Genomic DNA, 22,799 nt, shown 5'->3' on the forward strand with positions numbered 1-22,799 from the left:
GGGGCGGTGAAGGCGCGAGCAGGAAGTCGCTGAGGAATGTCGCTGGGGTCAGACGCCAGTGTAACGATTCCGAAAGTGCGCCCGCGCAATGCAGACGGCCGGCGGTCGCACAGGGCGGCCGCCGGCCGTTCAGGCCCCATTACAGGGGCCTCGTATCACCCGCTAAGGCGGCGCTTAGCGCACCGGCCAGCCGTACATCAGGCCGCCATCACGGTACGACGCATTCAAGCCGCGCGACAGCTTCAGCGGGCTGCTGGGGCCCAGGTTCTTTTCAAAGCTCTCGCCGTAGTTGCCGATGTGCTTGATGATGTTGTAGGCCCACTTGTCGTCCACGCCCAGGTTCTTGCCCATGCCCGGGGTCACGCCCAGCAGGCGCTGCACATTGGGGTTGGTGCTTTTCAGCATCTCGTCCACGTTCTTCGACGTGATGCCATATTCCTCGGCCTCAAGCATGGCGAACATCGTCCAGCGGACCACGTTGAACCATTGTTCGTCGCCTTGGCGGACCATGGGGCCCAGCGGTTCCTTCGAGAAGTTTTCCGGCAGGATGTCGTACTTTTCCGGGTTCTCGAGGTTGGTGCGGGCGGCGGCCAGCTGCGACTTGTCGCCGGTGAACGCGTCGCAGCGTCCCACCGCGAAGGCGCGGATGATCTCGTCCAGGCGTTCCACCACCACCGGCTTGAAGACGATGTTCTGCGAGCGGAACCAGTCGGACAGATTCAGTTCGGTCGTCGTGCCGGGCTGCACGCACACGGTCGCGCCGTCCAGCTCCTTGGCGCTTTTCACGTTCAGGGACTTGTTCACCATGATGCCCTGGCTGTCGTAGTAATTGACGCCGACGCCGATCAGGCCCAGGGTCGTGTCGCGGGTCAGCGACAGGGTCGTGTTGCGCGGCAGCACGTCCACTTCGCCGGATTGCAGCGCGGTGAAACGCTGCACGGCGCTGACGGCCATGATCTTGGATTTGGCGGGGTCGCCAAACATGGTGATGGCCAGCGCGCGGCACAGGTCGACGTCCAGGCCGATCCAGCCGCCCTTGCTGTCATTGACCGAAAAGCCGGCCACGCCGGTCGAGACGCCGCACTGGACAAAGCCCTTGTTCTTGACGCTGTCGAAAGTCACGCCAGCCGTGGCGGCCCAGGACGAAAGGAATAAGGCGGTGCCTGCCGCAACGTGTTTGAGTGCTTTCATGGTGTCTCCGCGCGATGGGCGCATTGGTATTCTGTCGGCCGCGGGCCGAGGTGCGCGGAATGGTAGCCACGCCGTCTGGGCGGGAGTATCAGGGAATTCCCGTTAAATCCACTGGGCGGAATTTACGCGGGATAATTCTTGCGGGCCAACACAGGGGTGATAAATGAACCAGAAAGAACCACCGGAAGACGCTGGCGACGGCGGTCAGCCCCGGCACCGCCCGGGACGTGGCTTCGTCAAGCAGCAGGTGCAAGGCACGTGGCGCGAACTGACCCGCGTCAATGCCAGCGACCGGCGTTGGGAAATGCCACTGGCGGCCGCGCTGTCTTCCGGCTTGCCATTAATGGTGGGCGCGTATTTTGGCCGCATGGACTATGGCCTGATGTCCAGCCTTGGCGGCATGGTGTTTCTTAGCCTGCCCAATACTTCACTTGCGCAACGGATGATGATGTTGCTGGCCGCCTCGTTCGGCATGGTGGCCTGCTACGCCGTTGGCGCGCTGACCCAGTTCTGGCCGACCGCGATGATTGCCGCGCTGACCGTCATCGCCATTTTGGTGAACATGGTGTGCCGCTGCTATCGGCTGGGGCCGCCGGGCAGCCTGTTCTTCATCATGGCCACCGCCATTGCCGCGTATACCCCCGGGCATATCGAAGATGTGCCGATGCGCGTCGGCATGGTCGCGCTGGGATGCCTGGTGGCCTGCCTGGTGGCGTTTGCGTATTGCCTGCACATGACGCGCGTGGCGCCACCGCCGCCGGAAGCCGTGCCGCCCAAACCCACGTTTGATTTTGTTGTGTACGACTCGGTCATCATCGGCCTGTTCGTGGGCATTTCCTTGCTGGTGGCCGAATTACTGCAACTGCCACGCCCGTATTGGGTGCCGGTCAGTTGCCTGGCGATTATCCAGGGGGCAAGCCTGTGGGCCGCGTGGAATCGGCAACTGCATCGGATACTGGGAACGGCGGTAGGTTTGTGCGTGGCGTGGGCGTTATTGAGCCTGCCGTTGAATGTGTGGACGCTTGCCTTGGTGATGATGGCGCTGTCATTCGGTATTGAAACGCTGGTGGTCAGGCACTATGCCAGCGCGGTGGCGCTGATTACGCCGTTGACCATATTCCTGGCCGAAGCGCCGCATCTGGGCCAGGGCTATCCCGCCGACGTCATTGAAGCGCGGTTTGTGGATACGGTCATTGGCGCGTTCATCGGGGTGCTGGGCGCCGTGTTGCTGCATAACCAGCGCATCCGGCCACGCCTAAGCCGGTGGATGCGTGCGGTGCTGCCGAACCGGGTGAACTGATTGCGCTGGCTCGGGCCTGCGGATGCCGCCCGTTGCCCTTATGTTTGCGTAGCGCTTATCCGCCCGTGGCCGCCAGCCCCGCCACGCAATAGGGGCAATCGGCATCCGGCGGGGGGAGTGGCGCCGTGCCACCCTCCACGGCCGCCCGATGCAAACATTCATGCGACAGCCACTGGCTCAGGCGGTCATAGCTTTCCATGTTGCTGCGCCAATTCGGCGCGCACAGGTAATACCCCAGCGGGCTTTCAAACGTGCGGTCGAACACATCGACCAGCTGTCCCGTCGCCAGTTCCTTTTCGATCAGGCAATGCGGCATCAAGGCCACCCCGAAGCCGGACGATGCCGCCTGGATAATCATTGAAAACAGATTGAACCCGGGGCCAAAGCGCGCGCGGTCATAATCGCCGATATACGTCGAGAACCAATATTCCCAAGACAGCGGAATCTCGATGTGCTGTAGCAGTGTGCACTGCTTGATATCTTCCAGGCTGTTGATGGGGTGCTGTTCCAGATAATCGCGCGAACACACCAGGCGGGTTTCACGCCCGGTCAGGTACTTGGCATCGCCATCGTGCCAATCCCCGTAGCCATACTGAATGGATGCATCGAAATCCAGTTCAGTGCTTTTGTAATCCGCCACGCTGTAGCGCACGAAGTTGACCGAGATATCGGGATTGAAGGCGCGAAACGTTTTCAGCCGGGGAAACAGCCACTGCGCGGCGAAAGTGGGCGCCGCCGATACGTTCAACGACTTGGCCGACTGCTGCGTGGCCATGACCTGCGACGTGGCGCTTTCCAGCGTATGCAGCGCGGGCCGGATCAGGCTGAGATACGTGGCGCCCATGCGTGTCAGCTGCAAGCCATTGGTGGCGCGGATGAACAGCGCGTGGCCCAGATAGCTTTCCAGCGTGGCAATGTGCCGGCTGATCGCGCTTTGCGTCACGAACAGTTCCTTGCCCGCCTTGGAGAACGACAGATGGCGTGCCGCTGCGGTGAACGCGTTCAACTCGGACAGGGTGGGGCAGCGACGTCTCATGGTGGTGTGCGAAATCCCGCTATGCGTTGCGGATAGGGAATGCGGATACGTAATCCAGATATGAAGCCGTGTGGACGTGAGCCCCGCAAAGGGGGGTATGAGTAAAGCTCATAAGGCTGTTCAATTTTGTGTCGAACGCCTAAGGGGAGACCCGGTATCGGACGTTTGGATTGTACCGGTAGAGTTCGCCATGCTGAATTTCCTGCATGTTGAACAGATAGCGTGATTTATTTATGAAGCCGGTTGTTGTTAAGAATTGCAAGATCTTGAATACCCGATCATTGGTCCTCGAAGACGCGGCCAACGTATTGATCGAAGACGGAATGATCTCCCGCATCAGCGCCGACGACCTGACGGTGCCCGACGCCGAAGTGGTCGACGCCAAGGGCATGACCTTGATGCCGGGCATGATTGACTGCCACGTGCACGTGGTGGCCTCGTCGTTCAACCTGGGGCGCGTGGCGGCGCTGCCGAATGCGCTGGCGCTGCTGCGCGCGCTGCCCATCATGCAGGGCATGCTGGACCGGGGCTTCACGTCGGTACGCGATGCCGGCGGGGCGGATTGGGCCCTGGCGCAAGCCGTGCTGGATGGCGTGGTCGATGGCCCGCGCCTGTTCTGCTCGGGCAAGGCCTTGTCGCAGACGGGCGGCCATGGCGACTTCCGGCCGCGTAACGACGAACTGGACCCGTGCCCGTGCTCGGTCAAGATCGGCAACATCGGCCGCGTGGTTGACGGCGTCGACAACTGCCGCCTGGCCGTGCGCGAAGAAATCCTGAAAGGCGCCACGCAGATCAAGGTCATGGCGTCGGGCGGCGTGGCGTCGCCGAACGACCCGATCCAGAACCTGGGGTTTTCAGAATCCGAATTGATCGCCATCGTTGAAGAAGCCAGCAATGCCAACACCTATGTGATGGCGCATGCCTACACGCCGCGCGCCATCACGCGTGCCGTGCGCTGCGGCGTTCGTACCATCGAACACGGCAACCTGGTTGACCGCGAGGCAGCCGAGGTGATGAAGGAACACGGCGCCTACATGGTGCCCACGCTGATCACCTACGAAGGGCTGGCCAATGACGGCGAGCGCTATGGCCTGCCGGCCGACTCGGTCAAGAAGATCGCCACCGTGCGCACGCAAGGCTTGAAGGCGCTGGAAATCCTGGACGACGTCGGCGTGAAGATGGGCTACGGCAGCGACCTGCTGGGCGAAACCCACTACATGCAAGCCGACGAGCTGCCCTTGCGCGCCCGCGTGCTGGGCAACGCCAAGGTGATCCAGCAAGCCACGTTGATCGGCGCCGAAATCCTGAACCAGGAAGGCCTGCTGGGCGAAGTCCGCGAAGGCGCGCACGCCGACCTGCTGCTGGTCGACGGCAACCCGCTGGACGACATTGCCCTGTTGACGCAGCCCGATTCCATCAAGCTCATCATGAACCGCGGCTTGTTGCACAAGAACGCCTGCTGACGTTCTTTCACCCTTACTCCCGGAAATCTTCACCATGTATTCCGTATCGGACCGCCTGGAGCGGCTGCCGTTTTCCAGCTTCCATTTCAGGTTGCTGATGATCGGCGGCCTGGGACTTGCGTTTGAAGCGCTGGACGCCGGCATCATCGCCTTCATCATCCCTTCGTTGCGCACGCAGTGGGGCTTATCCACCGGCCAGATCGGCTGGATCGCCAGCAGCACGTACGTGGGCTTTCTGGTGGGCGCGCTGTTCTCGGGCATCCTGGGTGACCGCTACGGCCGCAAGAAAATCATGATGTGGGCGTTGATGCTGTTCTGCGTCGCCACGTTCATCAACGCGTTTGCGCGCAACTACCACGAGTTCTACATCCTGCGCATGATCGCCGGCATTGGCATGGGAGCGGAAGGCGCCATCATCGCGCCGTACCTGGCCGAATTCGTCAGCAGCAAATACCGTGGCCGCTTCACGGGCGCGCTGGCGGGCTTCTTTTCGTTCGGCTTCGTGCTGTCGGCCTTGCTGGGCTATTTCATCGTTCCGATGAGCGACGACGGCTGGCGCTGGATCATGGTGATTGCCTCCGTGCCGGTGGTGTTTTTGCTGTGGTGGCGCAAGTCGCTGTTTGAATCGCCGCGCTGGCTTGAACACACGGGCCAGACCGCCGAAGCCGACCGCATCTGCTCGGCCATCGAGGCCGAAGTGCAGCAGAAGCTGGGCCATCCGCTGCCCATGCCCATCGCGACGCGCCGTGCCGCCACCGCCGCCGAAAACCCGCAAAGCGCGATGGACAAGCTGACGTCCTTGTTCTCGAAGACCTACCTGGGCACGACCGTGCTGGTGTGGGTGTTCTGGATCACCGTGCTGTTCTGCTACTACGCCTTCCTGGTGTGGATTCCCAGCCTGTTGGTCGAACGCGGCTTCACGATCACCAAGAGTTTTTCGTACACCATCCTGATCTATCTGTCGCAGATTCCGGGCTACTTCTCGGCCGCGTATTTCAACGACAGGATTGGCCGCAAATACACGATCCTGATCTACATGCTGTTGTCGTGCCTGTCGGCGCTGGGCCTGGCGCTGGCCAGCGGCGAACACCAGATCATCATGCTGAGCATGTTGCTGTCGTTCGGCATGAATGGCGTGATCGCGGGCCAGTACACCTACACCGCCGAGATCTATCCCACCTCCATCCGGGCGACCGGCATGGGCGCTGCGTCGGCCTTTGCGCGGATCGGTTCGATTGCTTCTCCGACCATCGTGGGCGTGGCGTATCCGGTGTTGGGCTTTGCGGGGGTGTTCGCGATGATGACGGCGATTCTGCTCGTCGGCGGCCTGGGCATCCTGTTCTTTGGCAAGAACACGCGCGGCGTCGTTCTTGAGGAGATCAACGCATGACGGCGCCGTCGGTGTTTTCGCCCTGGGCGGGCCACGCGCGCGCCCTGGGATTGGCAAGCAGCCGCGAGGCGCAGTGGCAGGTGGTGTCCGGGCTGCTGGAAGCGGCCTTTGGACATCGGCTGTTCACCGCGCTGCTGTATCTGGAAGAGCATCGTCTGATGAAGCGCCTGTACACGTCCGACGAAAGCATCAGCCCGCTGGGCGGCTTCAAGGCAACGGGAAATGGCCCTTGGTCGCGCCATGTGCTGGAGCAGGGGCGTTTGTATGTGGCCAGCAACGAAGACGACGTGCGCTCGGTGTTTTCCGAGGCGTCGATGCTGATCGACCGTGGCCTGCAATCGGCATTGAACCTGCCCGTGCGGCACCAGGGCCGGGTGATCGGCTCTTTGAACCTGCTGGCTGGCCGCCATGCCTACGATGCGGCGGATCACGATCTGGCGGCGCTGATCGCCGGCCTGTGCGCGCCAATCTTTCTTGACGAAATGCGGGCTGCGCAGTCGGCGGCGGCGCAGGTGGATCGCGCTCAGCTCGATAGCGTCTGAGCGGGCGTGGCCAACGCGGCGCGCACGACGTCGGGCGTGAAGGGCGCTTCATTGAAGCGCCGCCCGGTGGCGTCGAAAAGCGCGTTGGCGATGGCGGCGGGGCCGGGCACCGAGGCGGACTCGCCCGCGCCCATGGGCGGTTCGTCCTGGCGCGGCATCAACAAGACGTCGATGGGCGGCAGTTCCTTGAAGCCGATGATGGGGTAGCCGCCCCATTCACGGCTGGCCACGCCGGCGGCGTCGAAATCGACTTTCTCCAGCAGGCTGCGGCTTAGCGTCTGATTGACGTTGCCGTGTATTTGGTGGCGCACGCCGTCCGGGTTCACGACCATGCCGGTGTCTTGGCCGACGACGATGCGTTCGACGTGGATGCGGCCGGTGGCGGGGTCCACCCGCAGGTCGATGACCCAGGCGGCCCACGCGGCCCCGAAACCCGGAAACTTGCTGTGCACGTAGCGCGCATAGGCGACGCCCCGGCCACGCAATTGGCCGTCGGGGCCGGGCGTGCCGCGGCTGCCTGGTGTGAACGGGTGCCATTGCGCGCGCTCGGCCGTGGCCTGGATCAGCGCGATGGCGCGCGTATCGTCCAGATGCCGCACGCGGTAGTCGACGGGGTCAGCGCCGGCGGCGTGCGCCAGTTCATCAATCATGCATTCATGCGCGAACGAATTGGGCAGCGCCGACACGCCGCGCAACCACGACGCGCGCACCAGTGGCGCCATGTCGTGGCAGACTACGCGCCGGTTCGGGTAGCGGTACGGCGGCGCGGCCGTGCGGTCGCCCATTTCCAGCGTGCGGGGCTCGCCCGGGATGGCGCCGGTCAGCAAGAGCGCCAGGATGGGCGCGTCGTTGGACGGATAGCGAACGGCGAAGTCGTAGGCCAGCAGATCGCCGTTGGCGTTGATCGCGGCGGCGACGTCCATCAATTGGCCCGTGCCCTTGGGTTCCCACTGGTGCTCCTGTTCGCGGGTGAGCTGCACGCGAACAGGCGCACCGACCGCGATGGACAGCAACGCCGCGTCGGCGCAGACGTCGTCGGCGCAGTTGCGGCCGTAGCACCCCGCCGCTTCCAGCCGCACAAGGTCTATCTGGCCTTCACCCAGTTTCAGCAGACGGTCCAGGTCGGTGCGCAACATGTGCGGGTTTTGCGACCCCGTCCAGACGGTCAGGCGGCCATCGCGGAAGTCCGCGACGGCGCACGAGGGGCCGATGGAGGCGTGCATCTGGTAGGGCCAGACGTAGCTGCGGCGCAGATGCGTGGCGGCGCCTGCGGATGCGGTATCGACGTCGCCGTCTTCGATCAGGGGCCGGGCGCGCGCGGGTTGGGCGCGGATGGCATCGGCCAGGTTGTCCAGGCGGGGCGCGGGGGGAATGGGCTTCCAGCGGACTTTCAGCGCGCGCATCGCGGCAATGGCCTGTTCTTCGCGATCCGCCACCACGCCGATGAAATCCCCCTGCGCCACGACCTGCACGTTGCCGGGCAGGTGGGCCACGGATTCCCGGTCCAGATCGATCAGGCAATGGCCAATGAAGTCGCCGGCGTCGCGTCCCGGGTGGGGCGGTCGCACGACGCGCCCGTGGCGCATGCCCGGCACGCGCACATCGTGCACGAAACTGAGTTCGCCGGTGGCCTTGGCCGGAATGTCCACGCGGGCGACGCCTTGCCCCACGATCCGGTAGTCTTCCACGGGTTTAAGGCGCACCGCCTGATCGGGCGGTGCCAGCATCAGCCGCGTGTGCTGGCCGCGCGCCAGTTGCCCGTAGTGCAATTGGCGCGGGTCGCTGCTGTCTGCCGGGCGGATCACCCCGTCGCGCACGCGCAGCGCATCGCGCGGCAAGTCCCACTGCCGCGCCGCCATGGCCAGCAGATGCTCGCGGGCCTGCGCGGCGGCGCGGCGTAGCGGAACCGCCGATATCTGGATGCTGGCGCTGGCAATCGTGGGCCCCTGATTGGGGGCGGTAGCGGTGTGGCCCAGCACCATGTCCAGGCGCGACATCGGAATGTCCAGCTCTTCAGCGACGATCTGGGCCAGGGACGTTTTGATGCCCGTGCCCAGGTCCACGTGGCCATTGAAGGCCAGCACGCGCCAGCCGGGTTCTGCGCCGTCGCCAAGTACCGCGATGAATATCTCGGGCGTCGCCTGCACGTAATCCGATGCGGTGCCGGGTTGGCCCGGTGCCGGCCGGGGCGGGGCAGAGGGCTCGCGCACGATCAGCAAGGCGTCGGGGTGCGCAAGCAGCGTGCCGACCAGTACGTGAGGCTGAGGCAGGTTCATGGGGCAGGGGGCGTCCGGGCCGGAAAAGGGATTATGCCGCCATTACCCGGCATCAGACAGTGGGGCTGGCGCCAGGGCGTTGGTATCGGCGATTGCCTGATCCAGCGGCATGACGGCGGCGTACTTCTGCGCCATGTCGAACAGGTTGGCGTCGTGGGGAGCCAGGGCGCGGTCGCCGCAGCAGTCCGCCACGACCAATGGCCGAAAACCTGCCTGCATCGCGTCCACCACGCTGGCCCGCACGCAGCCGCTGGTGACGCACCCGGCCACCAGCAGGGTCTGCACGCCGCGTTGCGCCAGCCATGGCGCCAGCATGGTGCCGAAGAAGGCGGATGGGGTGCTCTTGCGCACCACGTATTCACCGGCGGCGGGGGCCAGTTCCGGCACGATGGCGCTGTTGTGGCTATGTTCCTTCAGTGCCAGCATGGCGGGCACTTTCAGGCAGAAGATGTTGCTGTCGGCATCGTCGTCCGAGAACACGATGCGGCTGTGCGCCACCGGCCAGCCGCGCGCGCGGGCGTGGGCCAGCAGATGACGCGTTTGCGCGATGGCTTCAGGAATGTTGCCGCCGCCGAGCACGGCGGGGTCGGCAAAGCCGTTGACGAAGTCGACGATAAGCAGCCCGAACGGGGCTTTCAATGGCAACGGGTTGCCAAAGCCTTGCCGCGAATACGCGGAGATGTCGCCGGCGGCGCCTTGGGTGGGAATGGTCTGGGCAGCGGGGCTCATTTGTTTTCCTTGCGGCGGGCGGCGCGGGCCAGCCCGGGTTCGTCCTGCACGACGCCGTGGATCACGACCGGCTGGTCGTCCAGTGCGACGCTGCAATGGCGCATGGGGATATCGATATGGCAGGCGGTGGTGCGGCTGCCGCCGGCCTCATTGTTGGGGCCCATGGACCACAGGAAGTTGCCCTCGAAGGCGCGGGCGTCCATGCCGATGTGGGCTTCCTTGTTGTAGTGGGCCAGCATGGACCATTGCGCGCGCGGTTGCAGGCCCCAGCCGATATGGGACACGGCGTAGGCTTCCGGGTCTTCGTAGGCCGCCATGTATTCCTTCAGGATCTCGGCCTGCAATCCGCCGTTGATGCGGGTGACGTAGCCTTTCTCAATGACCAGTTCGATGGGCTCGGTCACGTAGTCTTTCATGGGCAGCAGGATGTCCCCGCGGTCCAGCACCACGCGCCCTTCGCTTTGGCCTTCGTTGGGCCACGTCAGCACAAAGCCGCTGGGCCAGTGGTCCCAGCGGCCGGGCTGGTCCACGAACCCGTATTCGGAGATCGCGGGAAGGTCTCCCAATTGGCAGCGCAGGTCGGTGCCGGCGGCGGACGTGATGTGCATCTGGCGCGAGGCCTCGATCCGGCGCGCGGCAGCCTGGACGCGGGTGCGGTCGGCTTCCGTGGGCACCAGCCGGCACAGCACTTCGGGCGGTTCGATCGCCAGCAGGATCTTGGTGCCGGTCTGCAGGATCTGGTGTTGTTCCGGCGAAAACAGCAGCGTCATCAGGTCCAGCACCAGATCGCTGGCCGTCAACGCCGCGATGGCGGCCGGGTTGCCCGTCAGCGGCGTGGTGCCCAGGTAGGCCAGGGCGTCGCGGCTGATGGACTTGTCGGCATTGACCGGCGGCAGATCCAGCCGGTTGACGCGGGCGCCCATGTCGGTCGCGGCGGCGATGGCGCAGCGCAGGGTTTGCGGATGCGTGTCGGCGCCGGTAAGCACGGTGACGATCTGGCCGGCCTCTAGCCGGGAGAGCGCAAGCACCTGTTTCCAGGCGTGGATCAGGTCGATATCGCTGACGGACATGGGATTTCCTTGGGAAGGCGGCAGAAGGAAGGGATGGGCGGCGGTTCAGTCCAGCGGGCGGCCCAGGAAGTCGCCGAAGGCGGCGTAGAACCCGGCTTCGTTGTCCCAGGGAATCATGTGGCCGGCGCCGGGCACCCGCACATGCTGGGTCTGCGGCGCCAGGCTTTGCCATTCGGCCACGTCGTCGTCGCCGACGACGCCGCCCTTCTCCGCCGTCATCAGCAGCAGGGGCACGGCGATGCCGGGCAAGTCGGCATGAATGTCGTCACGCCCGAAATCTTCGAAGCTCTGCACAATGGCGGGTTCATGGCAGGTGTGCAGCCACTGGGCGCGCAGTTGGCGTTGCGCGTCCGTCCAGGTGGGGCAGAACGCGCGCATGTCTTCGGCGGTCATGCCGTGGGTGGCTTGGCGGATGGAGTCCACGTACCAGGCCAGGTTGGCGGGATAGGCGCGGCGGCCCGGGCCGGATACCGGCGGATCGACGATCACCAGGCGCGCCAGGCCCCGAGGTTTCTGGCCAGCGGCGCGCACGGCGATGCGCCCGCCCATGGAGTGGCCGACCAGCGCGTACTGGTCCAGGCCCAACGCCTGGGCGAAGGCCGTCACGTCGGCGGCTTGCGCGTCCAACCCGTAGTCCAGGCCCGGGCCGGATGCCGACAACCCACGTCCGCGCACGTCCAGCACATAGGTGTCGAACTGACGGCCCAGGTGTTCGGCCACGAAGCCCCACGTCACGGCGGGGCTGGTGATGCCGGGGATGATGATGACGGACAGGCGTTCGGCGCGTTCGCCCGCGTTGCCGCCATAGCGAAGATAGTGCTGGCGGATGCCATTCGCGTGGACGTGGCCGCCGTAGAGGTAGGTGCTGGCTGCGTGGTTCATTGTGCGGTCCTGGAATAGGGATATGCGCCCGAGAGCAGGGCGCCCGCGCCCGGCACCACCGGGTCCAGGCCCAGCTCTTTCAGGATCGCGTAGGTGGTGGCGATGGCGGCGGTCAGCACGGGCTTGCCCGTTTCGGCTTCGACTTGCGAGACGGCAGGCAGCGACGGCATCTGCACGCAGGCGGACAGCACGATCACATCGGCGTCGGCGACGTTCATGCCGGCAACGATGCCGGGCAGGCGGGCGGGGTCGTGGCGGCCCACTTCAAGATTGTCGGGAATTTCCAACGCGCGCCAGTCCACGATCTGGAAGCCTTCGGCGGCGATGTAGTCCATGACCAGTTCGGTCAGCGGCACCATGTAGGGCGCCACCAGCGCAATCTTCTTCGCACCCATGACGTGCAACGCGTCGACCAGGGCGCCGGCGCTGGTGATCACGGGCGCCGACGCGCCGTTCTCCGCCGTGCGCTCGGACAGGCGCTTCTGCGAGACCCGGTGGTAGCCGCGACCCATGGCCATGATGGCCACCAGGCAGGCGTAACCCAGCACGTCGACCCGCGCGTCGCTGAGCTCCAGTGCGCAGCGGTCGCTTTCGGCATCCATCGCTGCCAGTTCTTCCTTTTGCACCTTTTTCATGCGCATCCGGCTGGAATGGAAAGTGAAGCGGTTCTCGGGTCGAAGCGACGAATGCGCCTGCAGCATCGCGGGGACTTCGGTTTCCATGGTCGTGTTGGAACTGGGGACGATCTGGCCGATTCGAAAATTCTTCGTCATGGGGTGCCTTGAGGGGTGGGCCTAGGGTTTCCGATAAATTCAAAAGAAGCGTATACGCTCTATTCTTGCAAAGAGCGAGGCAGATAGCCAACCTGGTTTTCGTAGTGGTTTTCACCTAATACGGTGAAAAACATGCACTATTTTGGTGATCTGTCTTCGGGTTTACGCGTGGATTGAAAAATTTGATATCGACAAATGAAGTGTGTACTTCATAATTTTTCAAATTCCATGGCCATGCGCCGGCACTGCCGCGAGATGGCCCGCAACGTGTTCAAGCATTCACTTATCCAGTCATTCACCATTCAGCAAGGAGAAGCCCCGTGTCCACATCCCCCCGTATCGCCATCGTCGGCGCCGGTCTTGGCGGCGCCGCAACCGCGGCGCTGTTGCTCAAAGAAGGACTGAATGTCCGTGTCTACGAGCAGGCGCCGGGCTTTTCGCGGCTAGGGGCCGGCATCCATGTGGGCCCCAACGTCATGAAGATCCTGCGCCGGATTGGCGTGGAGGACGCGCTGAACGCCCAAGGCTCCCACCCGGACTACTGGTACAGCCGCCATTGGCAAACGGGCGACATCCTGGCGCAGATTCCGCTGGGCGACTACGCCGTCAAGCACTACGGTGCGTCGTACCTCACCGTGCATCGCGGCGACTTCCACGCCTTGCTGATCGACGCCTTGCCGAAAAGCGCCGTTGCCTACGACAAGTCGTTGACCCAGGTAGAGGACCGGGGCAATGTGGTGGTGATGCACTTTGCCGACGGCTCCTCGGAAGAGGCCGACATCGTGATCGGCGCCGACGGCGTGAACTCCCGCATCCGCGAAGAACTACTGGGGCCGGAACTGCCCAAGTACGCAGGCTATCTGGCGCACCGGGCCGTGTTTCCCACGCCGCAGGTCAAGGCTGGAATGCTGCCCTTCGACGCCTGCGTGAAGTGGTGGAGCGACGACCGCCACATGATGACCTACTTCGTGACCGGCAAGGCCGACGAGCTCTATTACGTTACCGGCGTGCCGGTCGAGCATTGGGACCTGAACGACCGCTGGCTGCCTAGCAGCAAGGACGAAATGCGCGAGGCCTTCAACGGTTGGCATCCCACGGTGCAGGCGCTGATCGACGCCACGGTGGAAGTGACCAAGTGGTCGCTGCTGGAGCGCGATCCGTTGCCGCTGTGGAGCCGCGGCCGTCTGGTGCTGCTGGGCGACGCCTGCCACCCCATGAAGCCTCACATGGCGCAGGGCGCGGCCATGGCCATTGAAGACGGCGCGATGCTGGCGCGGTGCTTCAAGGAAGTGGGCGTGCACAACCATGAACTTGCGTTCGCGTTGTATGAGGCCAACCGCGCCGAACGCGCCAGCAAGGTGCAGCGCATTTCTCACGACAACACCTGGCTGCGCACCAATGAGGACCCATCGTGGTGCTTCGGTTACGACGTGTTCACCGAGCCGCTGGTCGACCCCAAGTCGCAGGCCGCGGCGTGATGTTTTCCGCTGCGCCGCCTGGAAACCTGCCCCGGCGAAAGAAGGGGCTTGCTCCCCGGCCCGCGTAGCGGCAACCTTTCACCCTTTCACACTGCAGCCACGCGTCACGCCCATGGGATCCTCAGCCACTCCAAGCAACGCTCCGCCTTCCCTCCGTTTGACGGTCAACGGGGGCGCGCACGACGTGCCGGCGACGCCCGATACGGCGTTGCTGCACGTGCTGCGCAATGACCTGGAACTCAACGGTCCCAAGTACGGCTGTGGCCTGGGTGAATGCGGCGCCTGCACGGTACTGATCGACGGCGTGGCGGCGCGGTCCTGCGTGATCCCGGTCAGGGCGGCAGAGGGAAGGGCGGTGACCACGCTGGAGGGGCTGGGCACGCGGCAGCACCCCGGGCCGACCCAGCAGGCGTTCATCGACTGCCAGGCGGCGCAATGCGGCTATTGCCTGAATGGAATGATCATGACGGTGGAAGCCCTGCTGCGCCGAGATCCCTGCCCTACGGAGCAAGCCCTGCGCAGCGAACTGCAACACAACCTTTGCCGTTGCGGCACGCATGTGGAAATCATGCAGGCGGCGCTGCGGGCCGTGCAATTGCGCGCAGCGGGCGCTGCGGAAGACTCCCCACGATGAGCGCGAACGCTTTTGCAGCGCCGTCGGCAAACGCCGGCCTGTCGCCCGCATTGCCCACAGACCTATTGCACGGCATCGCCCTGCGTCCCCCCGAGCTGGCTTGGGATGGCACGCGCTATCGCGGAAGCCGGCTGCTTGGCGTGCGTCTGTCAGACGCTCGCAGCCTGGCGGGCGTGGTCGCGACGGTGCAGCACGAACATTTCGCGGGCGTCGTGGCGGTGACCTCGCTGTATGCCCGGCAAGCGGCGGTGGCGTTGGCTGCCGTCTGGCAAGCCCCGGATACGAATCAGGCGCCGCGACCGTCTGCGCCCGACACGGATCGGCTGCGCTACGGATTGCGGCTGCCGTCAGGCGAATCCAAGGCAGCGGGTCGGGTTACGGTGTGGAGCATTAACGGGCACACCGGCGTGTGGCTGCCCGCCTGCGCGCAGGATGTTCAACAACAACTGCGGCGCGAGCTATCCGTCTTGCTGCAGCAACCCCTGGCCGCGATACGGTTGACGGTCATGGATGCCGGCGACACGGCCACAGCCCGGCAAGACGCGCCGCATCCGCTGGACCTGCTGGATGCGGCGGCCGACGCGGCGCTGCTTTCGCGGGCGGCGGGCCGGCCGGTCTGCGTGGCCTGCCATGCCGGAATGGCGGATGAACTGGTGCTGCACGTGCGGCAATCGGCGGTAGCGTCCGCGCCTGCCCCGGATGCAAAAGCGCCGGTGCCCGATACCGGCGCCGACGAACCGCAGCCCATGGTGTTGTGGTCGGATGCGCCCTGGGCAATGCGCCCGAGCGTGGCGCGGCTGTTGAGCCAGCCCGGGCATGCCCTCACATTCGCGCAAGCGACGGTGTGCAGTGACGTGACGGTGCACGCGAACAAGGGCGCCACTCGACCGCTGCGCGCCAGCGTGGATGAGTTGAATGCGGCGCAGGTGTTTGCCGAGGAAAGCCTGTGGCACGAGCAGGCCGTGGCCCGTGGCGAAGACCCCGTGGCGTGGCGGTTGTGCCACCTTCCAGCGGGGCAAGGGTTGGAGCTGGCGCGCCAGGTGGTGGCACGGGCGGAATTGCCTGCTGCGGCCGATGAGGCTGTGGCGGAAATCGGCACGTTGCGAGGCACGGGATTCGCGGCTGCACAAGTGCAGTGCGTGGACGAGACCGGCGCTGACCGCATGGTCTGGTGCGCCTGGGTCGCCGAAGTGACGGTGCAGCCCCAGACCGGCCGGGTAGATGTGACGCGGGTGGTGGCCGGGCACGACAGTCAGCCGTTGCAGCCCGCGCAGATTGCGCCCGTCTTGCCTGAAATCGAGCATCAGACGCCACGGCTGCTTGCCAGCGCGCGCCGGCTCCTGGCCGGGCCGCCGGCGTTTGATGACTGGATCAGTCCCGGGGCGAGCGCGGCAGCCGAACCCGGCAGCGCGCTAAGCAAGCATGAAGGGCAAAAAGGCTTGTCTCGAGCGGGTCTTGCCGACGGCGGCGTGGTGACGCAAGGACAACTGGGCGTGGACGGCGTCGTGACGCTGCCTGCGGCCGCTGCCATCGCCAACGCCATCCACGACGCAACGGGCGTGCGCCTGCGGCAGGCTCCGTTTGACCCCGAGCAACTGCGGCTGGCGCTAGCCGGTAGCCGCCGCGAGCGGCCGCGCAATCCGCTGGCGCGGGGGTGGGGCTGGCTGGCTGCGGGGATGGCGGGCGTAGCCGGAATGGCCGTCGCGTTGTGGCCGATGAAGCCTGCACTGCCGCTAACGGCCGGGCCGGACGTATCGCTGTATTCCGCGGGCGCGATCGAGCGCGGACGCCTGGTGGCGGCTGCGGGCGATTGCATCGCGTGTCACACCGCGCCTGGTGGCAAGGCTAACGCGGGCGGCCTGGCGCTGGATACGCCGTTCGGCACCATCTACACCACCAATATCACGCCCGACAATGACACCGGCATCGGCCGTTGGTCATACCCCGCGTTCGAGCGCGCCATGCGCCACGGCGTGCATCAAGACGGGCGCCAGTTGTATCCCGCGTTTCCGTACACGGCTTACGCCAAGCTAAGCGACGCGGACATGCAGGCGCTTTACGGCTATCTGATGTCGCAGCCCGCTGTGCGTGCCGAACCGCCCAAGACGCAGTTGGCGTTTCCCTTCAACGTCCGTCCGTTGCTGGCGGGCTGGAACGCCTTGTTCCACGATGCCAGGCCGTTCACGCCGGATCCCTCTCGCAGCGCGGAATGGCTGCGTGGCGCGTATCTGGTGCAGGGCGCCGGCCATTGCGCGGCATGCCACTCGCCCCGCAACCGCCTGGGCGCGGAAAAGACGGGTGTGAACTACCTGGCGGGCGGCGAGGCCGAGGGCTGGACCGCACCCGCGCTGAGCCAACTGGCCACGGGCGCCCGCGCCTGGACGGGCGATGATCTGTTCCAGTATCTGCGCACGGGCTATTCGCCTCGCCACGGCGTCGCGGCCGGTCCGATGGCGCCCGTGATCCATGGTCTGGCGGAATTGCCCGACAGCGACGTCAAGGCCATCACCACGTATTTGCTGGATCTGCCGCAGGCGGCGGGTGCTGCCAACGCCAAGCCGGAACCGTCCGCATCGACACCTGCCGCGCAACCCGCGCCAGCCGCCGCCACGATCCAGTCCCTTCAGGGCCGCCGCGCAAACGGCGAACGCGTCTATCAGAACGCATGCGCGGTGTGCCATGAAGCCGGTAGCGGCCCCACGCTGTTCGGCGTGAAGCCCCTGTTAAGCGCGAACACCAATTTGCACGCCGCAACGCCCGACAACCTGATCCAGGTGATCCTCAACGGCATCCGGACGCCCGCCAACGACGAGCTGGGCTATATGCCGGGATTCAAGGACGCGCTGGACGACAGGCAGATCGCGGATTTGATCGGCTATTTGCGGGAACGCCATGCGCCAGGCAAGGACGCCTGGCCAGATTCGACAGACACGATTAGCAGGCTGCGCGAGCACGCGGAGCTGAACTAAAGGAAGCGCGGCCACAACGCGTGCAGCAGTTTGTGTTGATCACAACAAGGGGTTTTTCATCTATGTCAGCTTCATTGGTTTCAGTGGACAAAGCCATCCAGGTGGCGGGTGTCGGCAAGTTCCAGTACCGGCTCTTCGTGATATTCGGCCTGGTCTGGCTGGCCGACGCCATGCAGGTGCTGTCGATCGGCTTCAGTGCGCCGTCGATCGCCAAGACCTTCGGCATCACCGTGCCGCAGGCATTGCAGAGCGGCACGTTTTTCTTCATCGGCATGTTGATCGGCGCATTCGTGTTCGGCCGGATGGCAGACCGCATCGGGCGGCGTCCGGTCCTGATGATCGCGGTGGTCATCGACGCCTGCGCTGGTGTGGCCTCGGCCTTCGCGCCGGAATTCACGTGGTTGCTGTTCCTGCGCTTCCTGACCGGTATCGGCGTGGGCGGCACGCTGCCTGTGGACTACACGATGATGGCGGAATTCCTGCCCAGCGACCGGCGCGGACGCTGGCTGGTGTTGCTGGAATCGTTCTGGGCCGTGGGCACGATTTTCCTGGCGCTGCTGGCCCTGGCCGCAGCCTCCTGGGGCGATGACGCGTGGCGCGTAATTTTCTTCGTGACCGGGCTGCCTGCCCTGATCGGCGTGGTGCTGCGCTTCTATATTCCCGAGTCGCCGATGTTCCTGAACCGCAACGGTAAATCGGATCAGGCGCGCAAGGTGCTGGAACGCGTGGCCCGCGTCAACCGCCGCGACGTGGATATGCCTCACCTGCAGCCCGAAACGCCGGGGCACAAGTCCATGTTCGCCCTGTTCTCGGCCGGTTACCGGCGCCGCAGCATCGGCCTGTTCCTGGCATGGGCGCTGATCTCCATCGCGTACTACGGCGTCTTCGTCTATCTACCCGTCAAGCTCAGCACCGAAGGCTTCGCCTTCATGCGCGGCCAGGAATTCCTGGTGCTGCTGGCATTGGTGCAGTTGCCCGGCTTCGCGCTGTCGGCTTATGGCGTGGAACGCTGGGGCCGCAAGCCCACGCTGGTCGGCTTCCTGATCCTGAGCGCCGTGGGGTGCATGCTGTACAGCCTGGGCACGTCCCCCGCCGTGGTGATCGGTTCGACCTTGTTGATGAGCTTCTCGTTGCTGGGCACGTGGGGCGCCTTGTACGCATTCACGCCCGAGGTCTACCCGACCGACCTGCGCGCAAGCGGCATGGGCATGGCGGGCGCCGTGGCGCGTTTCGGCGGGCTATTTGCGCCGGCCATCATCGCGCCCATCATGAGCAGCCACTTCACGCTGTCGCTGGTCGTGCTGTCCAGCATGCTGGTGGCGGGTGCAATCTCCATCTGGTCGGTGGACGTGGAGTCGCGCAACCGCGCGTTGGAATGATCGGGGCTTGAATGATCGGGGCTTGAATGATCGCCTGGCTGACTGCCAGGCGGATTGACTGACGGCGACGAACAGGCGTTATGCCTGTTCGTCGCCGTTCAGCATTTTGGTCAACAGGAAATCCAAAGCCAGGCGTTCGGCGGGGTTCAAGTTGCCGTAGGTGCTTTCGGTAATCTGCTTGGCAAACGGCTCCATCTGGGCAACCAGTTCCTGCCCGATAGGCGTCAGATTGATAACGACTTTACGGCGGTCGATGGGGTCGTGGTCTACCTGGACCAGTTCGCGCTGCTTCAACCGGTCTACCACGCCGCGCACGGTGGCCTGATCGATAACCGTTGCCTTGACCAGATCCGCCAGCGAACTCGCGCCATTGTCCCGCACGGAACACAACACCACGAATTGAGCGGCGGTAAGTTGCGAATCGGGTATGTATTGCTGGAATAGCGCGGTATGCCGCTGATAGACACGCCGCAGCAGGTGACCTATCTGATCAGAAAACAAATAGCCATCCTTCGTGGACGAGGACTTGCCTTTCATAGTGCGCATAAGCCTATCTGAAGTACTGCGATGAATATCATGACTTTTGTCAACGGTACACGGTTTGAGCGTTGGCGGGTTTCGTTTGAACCGGAAGTCAGTCCGCCAGCAGCTTCACCGTTTGCGGATTGAACGCACTGAATGCGCCGCCGCAGCGGGTATAGGCGGCCGCGCGCGGCGGCACGCCCGTTGCGCGAATCGCCAATTGATCCCGCGCCTGCCGAACTTCCACAAACCGCTCGCCCTCGACGGTGCCGTCCGGCAGGAAATAAAGCTGGACCCGCAACAGCGTTGATTCCCCGTTCATCCGTCCAGGCTGGCGGAAAGCGGGAACCTGCAACGTGGCCGTATGCCACGTATGCGGGGCGTCCAACGTTTGCCAGCGCAACGTCAACGGTTGGCCCAGGTCGGCAAAAGCCCCGCCCGCTGGGTACGGGTAGTCGTGGCACGACGCGGGCAGCGGCATGACCGGCGCTAGCGCGCGTTCGCCGATATCCAGCGTCTGCCCATTGATCTCCAAACGAGCGATGCCGTTCGGCATGTAGTTCTGTGTCTTGAAAAGAACCAGCCCTGTCTGCTTCTTGCCGTCCAGCTGTTGCTCTGTCATTCCGGCCAGACGTTGCAGCGCGGGCGCAACTTCCACATGGTCGGGATAGTGGAAATAGAAATATCTGACCATCGTCGCTTCTTTCTTTCCCAACGCGGGAAAGAGCGGCGTCAGATCCGGGTAGGGAAGGCGCTTCAACGGTAGCGAAGCCCCCGCGTCGCCCGACGCAAGGCGATAGGTGTACTGCTGGATCTTGTCATTCAACCGCGCGCCATCGTACGGAAATGCAGAGGGCGCGTTGGCGCCGGTTGTCGGTGTGGGGTAGCGGATAAAAGCCGCGAACTGCTCCGGCTTGCTGGCCGCAAGCGGCAGGTTCGGGCCGGCGCCGGAAGACGTGCTGGCCGAGGGCTTGGTATCGATCCACAGGTCATTGCCGCTTAGATTGACGTGTGTCTCTCCAATGGGAGGATGGGCCGCGCTGAACGCGTCGTACTTGCCCCGTTCGATGGAATCGCTGACTGGGTAGATCAACAACGCCAGCAGCGCAGGCACGAAAAGCAGCGCATGCACGCGTCCCGGCACTTGCCCCCGATCACGCACCATATAAGCGATCCACGTGATCGCAAGCAGAATCGCCAGCGGCACGCCCACCCAGATCGCACCGGTAAGCAGAGCCACGATTCCCCAGCCCAGGTTCGGGGTAGCCACCGCGATGATGCCAAGCGCGGCAAGCCAACCCGCCAAAGCGACCGAGAGGATGATGCCGAAAAGGTAGTGCCGGTAGGTTTTTGTCGTCATCGCGCCGGGAGCGGAATATCTTTTGGGCTTGCGCAATATTGCGGTACTGGAACTGTACCTGACACTGCGCCCTTGATGAATGGGTTATCAAGGGCCCGAAATCGCTCGGCCGCGTCGTCAAGCCCCGCGCCGCTTCCGGCCGCGTCGGTCAGCCGTCGCTACGCCTCTTGCGCGGCGCGGGCCGCGTCTAACGCCGCCTGAACACCGTGGATGGGTCGGTGCTTGCTTTCCACCCCCTCCGCAGCTTCCGCCATCCACGGATGGGCGTAGGCGACGACATCAAAGCCCTGGGCATACGCCTCATCCGCGTGTTGCGCACATGCCGCCAGGCATGCCGCTTGTTTGCCTTCCTGGTAAAGCGCCCAGACGCCGGGAATCAATTGAACCGTCACACTGGCGCCGGTGGCGGCCGCATAGTGTTCGAAGAGCGCCCGGTTCGGTGCAATGCTTGCCTCGACCGCACAGAGCACGGCAAGGTTGCTTCCCGCGTGCGACGCCGCTTTAGCCAGGGCCGCATCGGCCCGGATGATGGGAACCGATGCGGCTTCCATGGTGTCGACCGCAGGACCAAGCGTCGCGCACGTCACGATTACCGCGTCGGCCTCGGCCATCAGCTCCCGCAGCGCTTCGTGGACCAGGCCATGCGCACCGCCGCCCGGCGCCGACGGCTGCGCCATGGCCAGCCGAAGGTCCTCGCGCGTCGCATGGCGAATCTGGTCCGATGACCAACCCGCTTTCACCGCGGCGAGCCCAAAGACCGCTTCGTTACTTTCCATCGTGTGCAAAAACGAGATTTTCATGCGACCAATCCTGTCGAAGTAAGGTTCGAAACGGATTGTTCTATTGGCGCTGTGTCGCAACAAGGCCATTGGCCATACTGGTATCGACAGTTCTCCCTCTATGCAGGTTGCGTGGGGCTCGTGCTCGGGAAAGATCGCAGAGAGGCCATGAAAAAGGCAGCTCGCAATGCGGGTTGCGGGCTTTGAACAACAGCATAAGGGAGTCGAGCGCCGTTCGGAATAAGCGGCAGAAATCGGCCAGGAGCGGACCTACGGCAGGGCACAAGGACGGTAGTGGAAAGAACATCCCGGTTCCCACCCGACCGACATGAGGAGTGCGCTTCAGGTCTCTTGAAGCTGCGACTGCCTACTTTTCAACTAGCCTGGGTAACGTAGATGGATCAAGGGATAAGGCCGTCCCTGTGAATCCTTCTCCGAACGTCCAGTTTCGACGAATCCCATCCGTTGATAGAAGCCGACAGCTTGAGAATTCTGCATGTTGACGTCCGTGGTTAATGAACCATGTAACGGCAATCCTTGCTGCAACAATTGACGACCGATACCGTTTCCACGGACATCGGGATCAATGAACAGCGCCTCCATATGGGTCCCATCGATCAGCATAAATCCATAGGGATGGTCGTTTTCATCGACGGCAATGGTCAGCGGTGCATGGGGCAGAAAACCACACACTTCGGCATCAATGGCCTTTCGATCTTCGGCATCGAGAAAGTGATGGGTGGCGTCTACGGAGCGCCGCCAAAGGTCAACAAGCGCGGGGCCATCTTCAGGACGCGATCTGCGCAATGTGTACATAGCAACCTTCAAAATTTTAAGTTTAGGTGAAGTACGCCTGCTCGCGCCTGCCACACTATCGTTGCACCCTTCGGACAATGCTGAAGGCCCGTTTTGGGTCGGATAGCGACCCTCCGTAGGGGCACACTGAATCTTCCTTTACGTGAAAGGAGATTGTCATGGAATCCGCGAATGTCACCGTTGGCCATCGTGTGCCATGGAACAAGGGCA

19 protein-coding genes are annotated in these 22,799 nt (G+C 64.2%); 8 read left to right on the forward strand and 11 right to left on the reverse strand.

Going from position 1 to position 22,799, the window contains the following annotated elements; genetic code table 11:
* Positions 1 to 174 precede the first annotated feature (174 nt).
* On the reverse strand, positions 175 to 1,191 hold the full coding sequence (locus tag CQ050_RS27870) for an amino acid ABC transporter substrate-binding protein (protein ID WP_105560070.1): 1,017 nt from the start codon (positions 1,189 to 1,191) through the stop codon (positions 175 to 177).
* Between the two features lie 163 nt (positions 1,192 to 1,354).
* Here CQ050_RS27870 and CQ050_RS27875 point away from each other — a divergent pair, with 163 nt between their 5' ends.
* On the forward strand, positions 1,355 to 2,491 hold the full coding sequence (locus tag CQ050_RS27875; RefSeq protein WP_105560071.1) for an FUSC family protein: 1,137 nt from the start codon (positions 1,355 to 1,357) through the stop codon (positions 2,489 to 2,491).
* A gap of 55 nt (positions 2,492 to 2,546) precedes the next feature.
* Here CQ050_RS27875 and CQ050_RS27880 read toward each other — a convergent pair whose 3' ends face one another.
* The gene (locus CQ050_RS27880; protein ID WP_105560072.1) at positions 2,547 to 3,497 is read right to left on the reverse strand and encodes a LysR substrate-binding domain-containing protein; all 951 of its coding nucleotides are present in this window, start codon (positions 3,495 to 3,497) and stop codon (positions 2,547 to 2,549) included.
* A gap of 263 nt (positions 3,498 to 3,760) precedes the next feature.
* On the opposite strand from CQ050_RS27880, the gene CQ050_RS27885 reads away from it, so the two are divergent.
* From CQ050_RS27885 to CQ050_RS27895, 3 genes are read left to right on the forward strand one after another with little or no spacing between them, the layout of a single operon-like run.
* On the forward strand, positions 3,761 to 4,990 hold the full coding sequence (locus CQ050_RS27885) for an amidohydrolase family protein (protein ID WP_105560073.1): 1,230 nt from the start codon (positions 3,761 to 3,763) through the stop codon (positions 4,988 to 4,990).
* 34 nt (positions 4,991 to 5,024) lie between these two features.
* Positions 5,025 to 6,380, forward strand: a complete 1,356-nt coding sequence (locus CQ050_RS27890) for an MFS transporter (protein WP_105560074.1) — start codon at positions 5,025 to 5,027, stop codon at positions 6,378 to 6,380.
* Complete coding sequence (locus CQ050_RS27895; RefSeq protein WP_105560075.1) at positions 6,377 to 6,922, forward strand: GAF domain-containing protein; 546 nt, start codon at positions 6,377 to 6,379, stop codon at positions 6,920 to 6,922. The genes CQ050_RS27890 and CQ050_RS27895 overlap by 4 nt, the downstream gene beginning before the upstream one ends.
* Here CQ050_RS27895 and CQ050_RS27900 read toward each other — a convergent pair.
* From CQ050_RS27900 to CQ050_RS27920, 5 genes are read right to left on the reverse strand one after another with little or no spacing between them, the layout of a single operon-like run.
* Positions 6,904 to 9,198, reverse strand: coding sequence for a molybdopterin cofactor-binding domain-containing protein (locus CQ050_RS27900; protein ID WP_105560076.1), 2,295 nt, complete (start codon positions 9,196 to 9,198; stop codon positions 6,904 to 6,906). The genes CQ050_RS27895 and CQ050_RS27900 overlap by 19 nt on opposite strands.
* Positions 9,199 to 9,240: 42 nt before the next feature.
* Entirely contained in the window at positions 9,241 to 9,927 is a 687-nt protein-coding gene (locus CQ050_RS27905) for an isochorismatase family protein (RefSeq protein ID WP_105560077.1), read from the reverse strand.
* Positions 9,924 to 10,997: a 2,5-dihydroxypyridine 5,6-dioxygenase gene (locus tag CQ050_RS27910; RefSeq protein WP_105560078.1), complete on the reverse strand. Its 1,074-nt coding sequence runs from the start codon at positions 10,995 to 10,997 to the stop codon at positions 9,924 to 9,926. The genes CQ050_RS27905 and CQ050_RS27910 overlap by 4 nt, the downstream gene beginning before the upstream one ends.
* A gap of 45 nt (positions 10,998 to 11,042) precedes the next feature.
* On the reverse strand, positions 11,043 to 11,879 hold the full coding sequence (locus tag CQ050_RS27915; protein WP_105560079.1) for an alpha/beta fold hydrolase: 837 nt from the start codon (positions 11,877 to 11,879) through the stop codon (positions 11,043 to 11,045).
* Complete coding sequence (locus CQ050_RS27920; RefSeq protein ID WP_105560080.1) at positions 11,876 to 12,652, reverse strand: Asp/Glu racemase; 777 nt, start codon at positions 12,650 to 12,652, stop codon at positions 11,876 to 11,878. Before CQ050_RS27920 ends, CQ050_RS27915 begins: the two co-directional genes overlap by 4 nt.
* Positions 12,653 to 12,972: 320 nt before the next feature.
* On the opposite strand from CQ050_RS27920, the gene CQ050_RS27925 reads away from it, so the two are divergent.
* The 4 genes from CQ050_RS27925 (at position 12,973) to CQ050_RS27940 (ending at position 19,112) form a co-directional block, all read left to right on the forward strand.
* The gene (locus tag CQ050_RS27925) at positions 12,973 to 14,130 is read left to right on the forward strand and encodes an FAD-dependent monooxygenase (RefSeq protein WP_105560081.1); all 1,158 of its coding nucleotides are present in this window, start codon (positions 12,973 to 12,975) and stop codon (positions 14,128 to 14,130) included.
* 112 nt (positions 14,131 to 14,242) lie between these two features.
* Positions 14,243 to 14,764: a (2Fe-2S)-binding protein gene (locus CQ050_RS27930; protein ID WP_105560082.1), complete on the forward strand. Its 522-nt coding sequence runs from the start codon at positions 14,243 to 14,245 to the stop codon at positions 14,762 to 14,764.
* On the forward strand, positions 14,761 to 17,733 hold the full coding sequence (locus CQ050_RS27935; protein ID WP_105560083.1) for a cytochrome c: 2,973 nt from the start codon (positions 14,761 to 14,763) through the stop codon (positions 17,731 to 17,733). The genes CQ050_RS27930 and CQ050_RS27935 overlap by 4 nt, the downstream gene beginning before the upstream one ends.
* A 62-nt stretch (positions 17,734 to 17,795) precedes the next feature.
* Positions 17,796 to 19,112 carry an MFS transporter gene (locus tag CQ050_RS27940; RefSeq protein ID WP_105560084.1) on the forward strand — a complete coding sequence of 439 codons (1,317 nt, stop codon included), beginning with the start codon at positions 17,796 to 17,798 and terminating at the stop codon, positions 19,110 to 19,112.
* Positions 19,113 to 19,190: 78 nt separating this feature from the next.
* Here CQ050_RS27940 and CQ050_RS27945 read toward each other — a convergent pair whose 3' ends face one another.
* From CQ050_RS27945 to CQ050_RS27960, 4 genes are all read right to left on the reverse strand, one after another.
* Complete coding sequence (locus CQ050_RS27945) at positions 19,191 to 19,658, reverse strand: MarR family winged helix-turn-helix transcriptional regulator (protein ID WP_199196950.1); 468 nt, start codon at positions 19,656 to 19,658, stop codon at positions 19,191 to 19,193.
* A gap of 88 nt (positions 19,659 to 19,746) precedes the next feature.
* Complete coding sequence (locus CQ050_RS27950; RefSeq protein WP_105560085.1) at positions 19,747 to 20,994, reverse strand: hypothetical protein; 1,248 nt, start codon at positions 20,992 to 20,994, stop codon at positions 19,747 to 19,749.
* A gap of 158 nt (positions 20,995 to 21,152) precedes the next feature.
* Entirely contained in the window at positions 21,153 to 21,794 is a 642-nt protein-coding gene (locus tag CQ050_RS27955; RefSeq protein ID WP_105560086.1) for an arylsulfatase, read from the reverse strand.
* Positions 21,795 to 22,151: 357 nt separating this feature from the next.
* Entirely contained in the window at positions 22,152 to 22,589 is a 438-nt protein-coding gene (locus tag CQ050_RS27960) for an acetyltransferase (protein WP_105560087.1), read from the reverse strand.
* Positions 22,590 to 22,799: the final 210 nt, after the last annotated feature.

Source organism: Achromobacter sp. MYb9, assembly GCF_002975275.1.
In the GTDB taxonomy this organism is placed as follows: domain Bacteria; phylum Pseudomonadota; class Gammaproteobacteria; order Burkholderiales; family Burkholderiaceae_B; genus Achromobacter.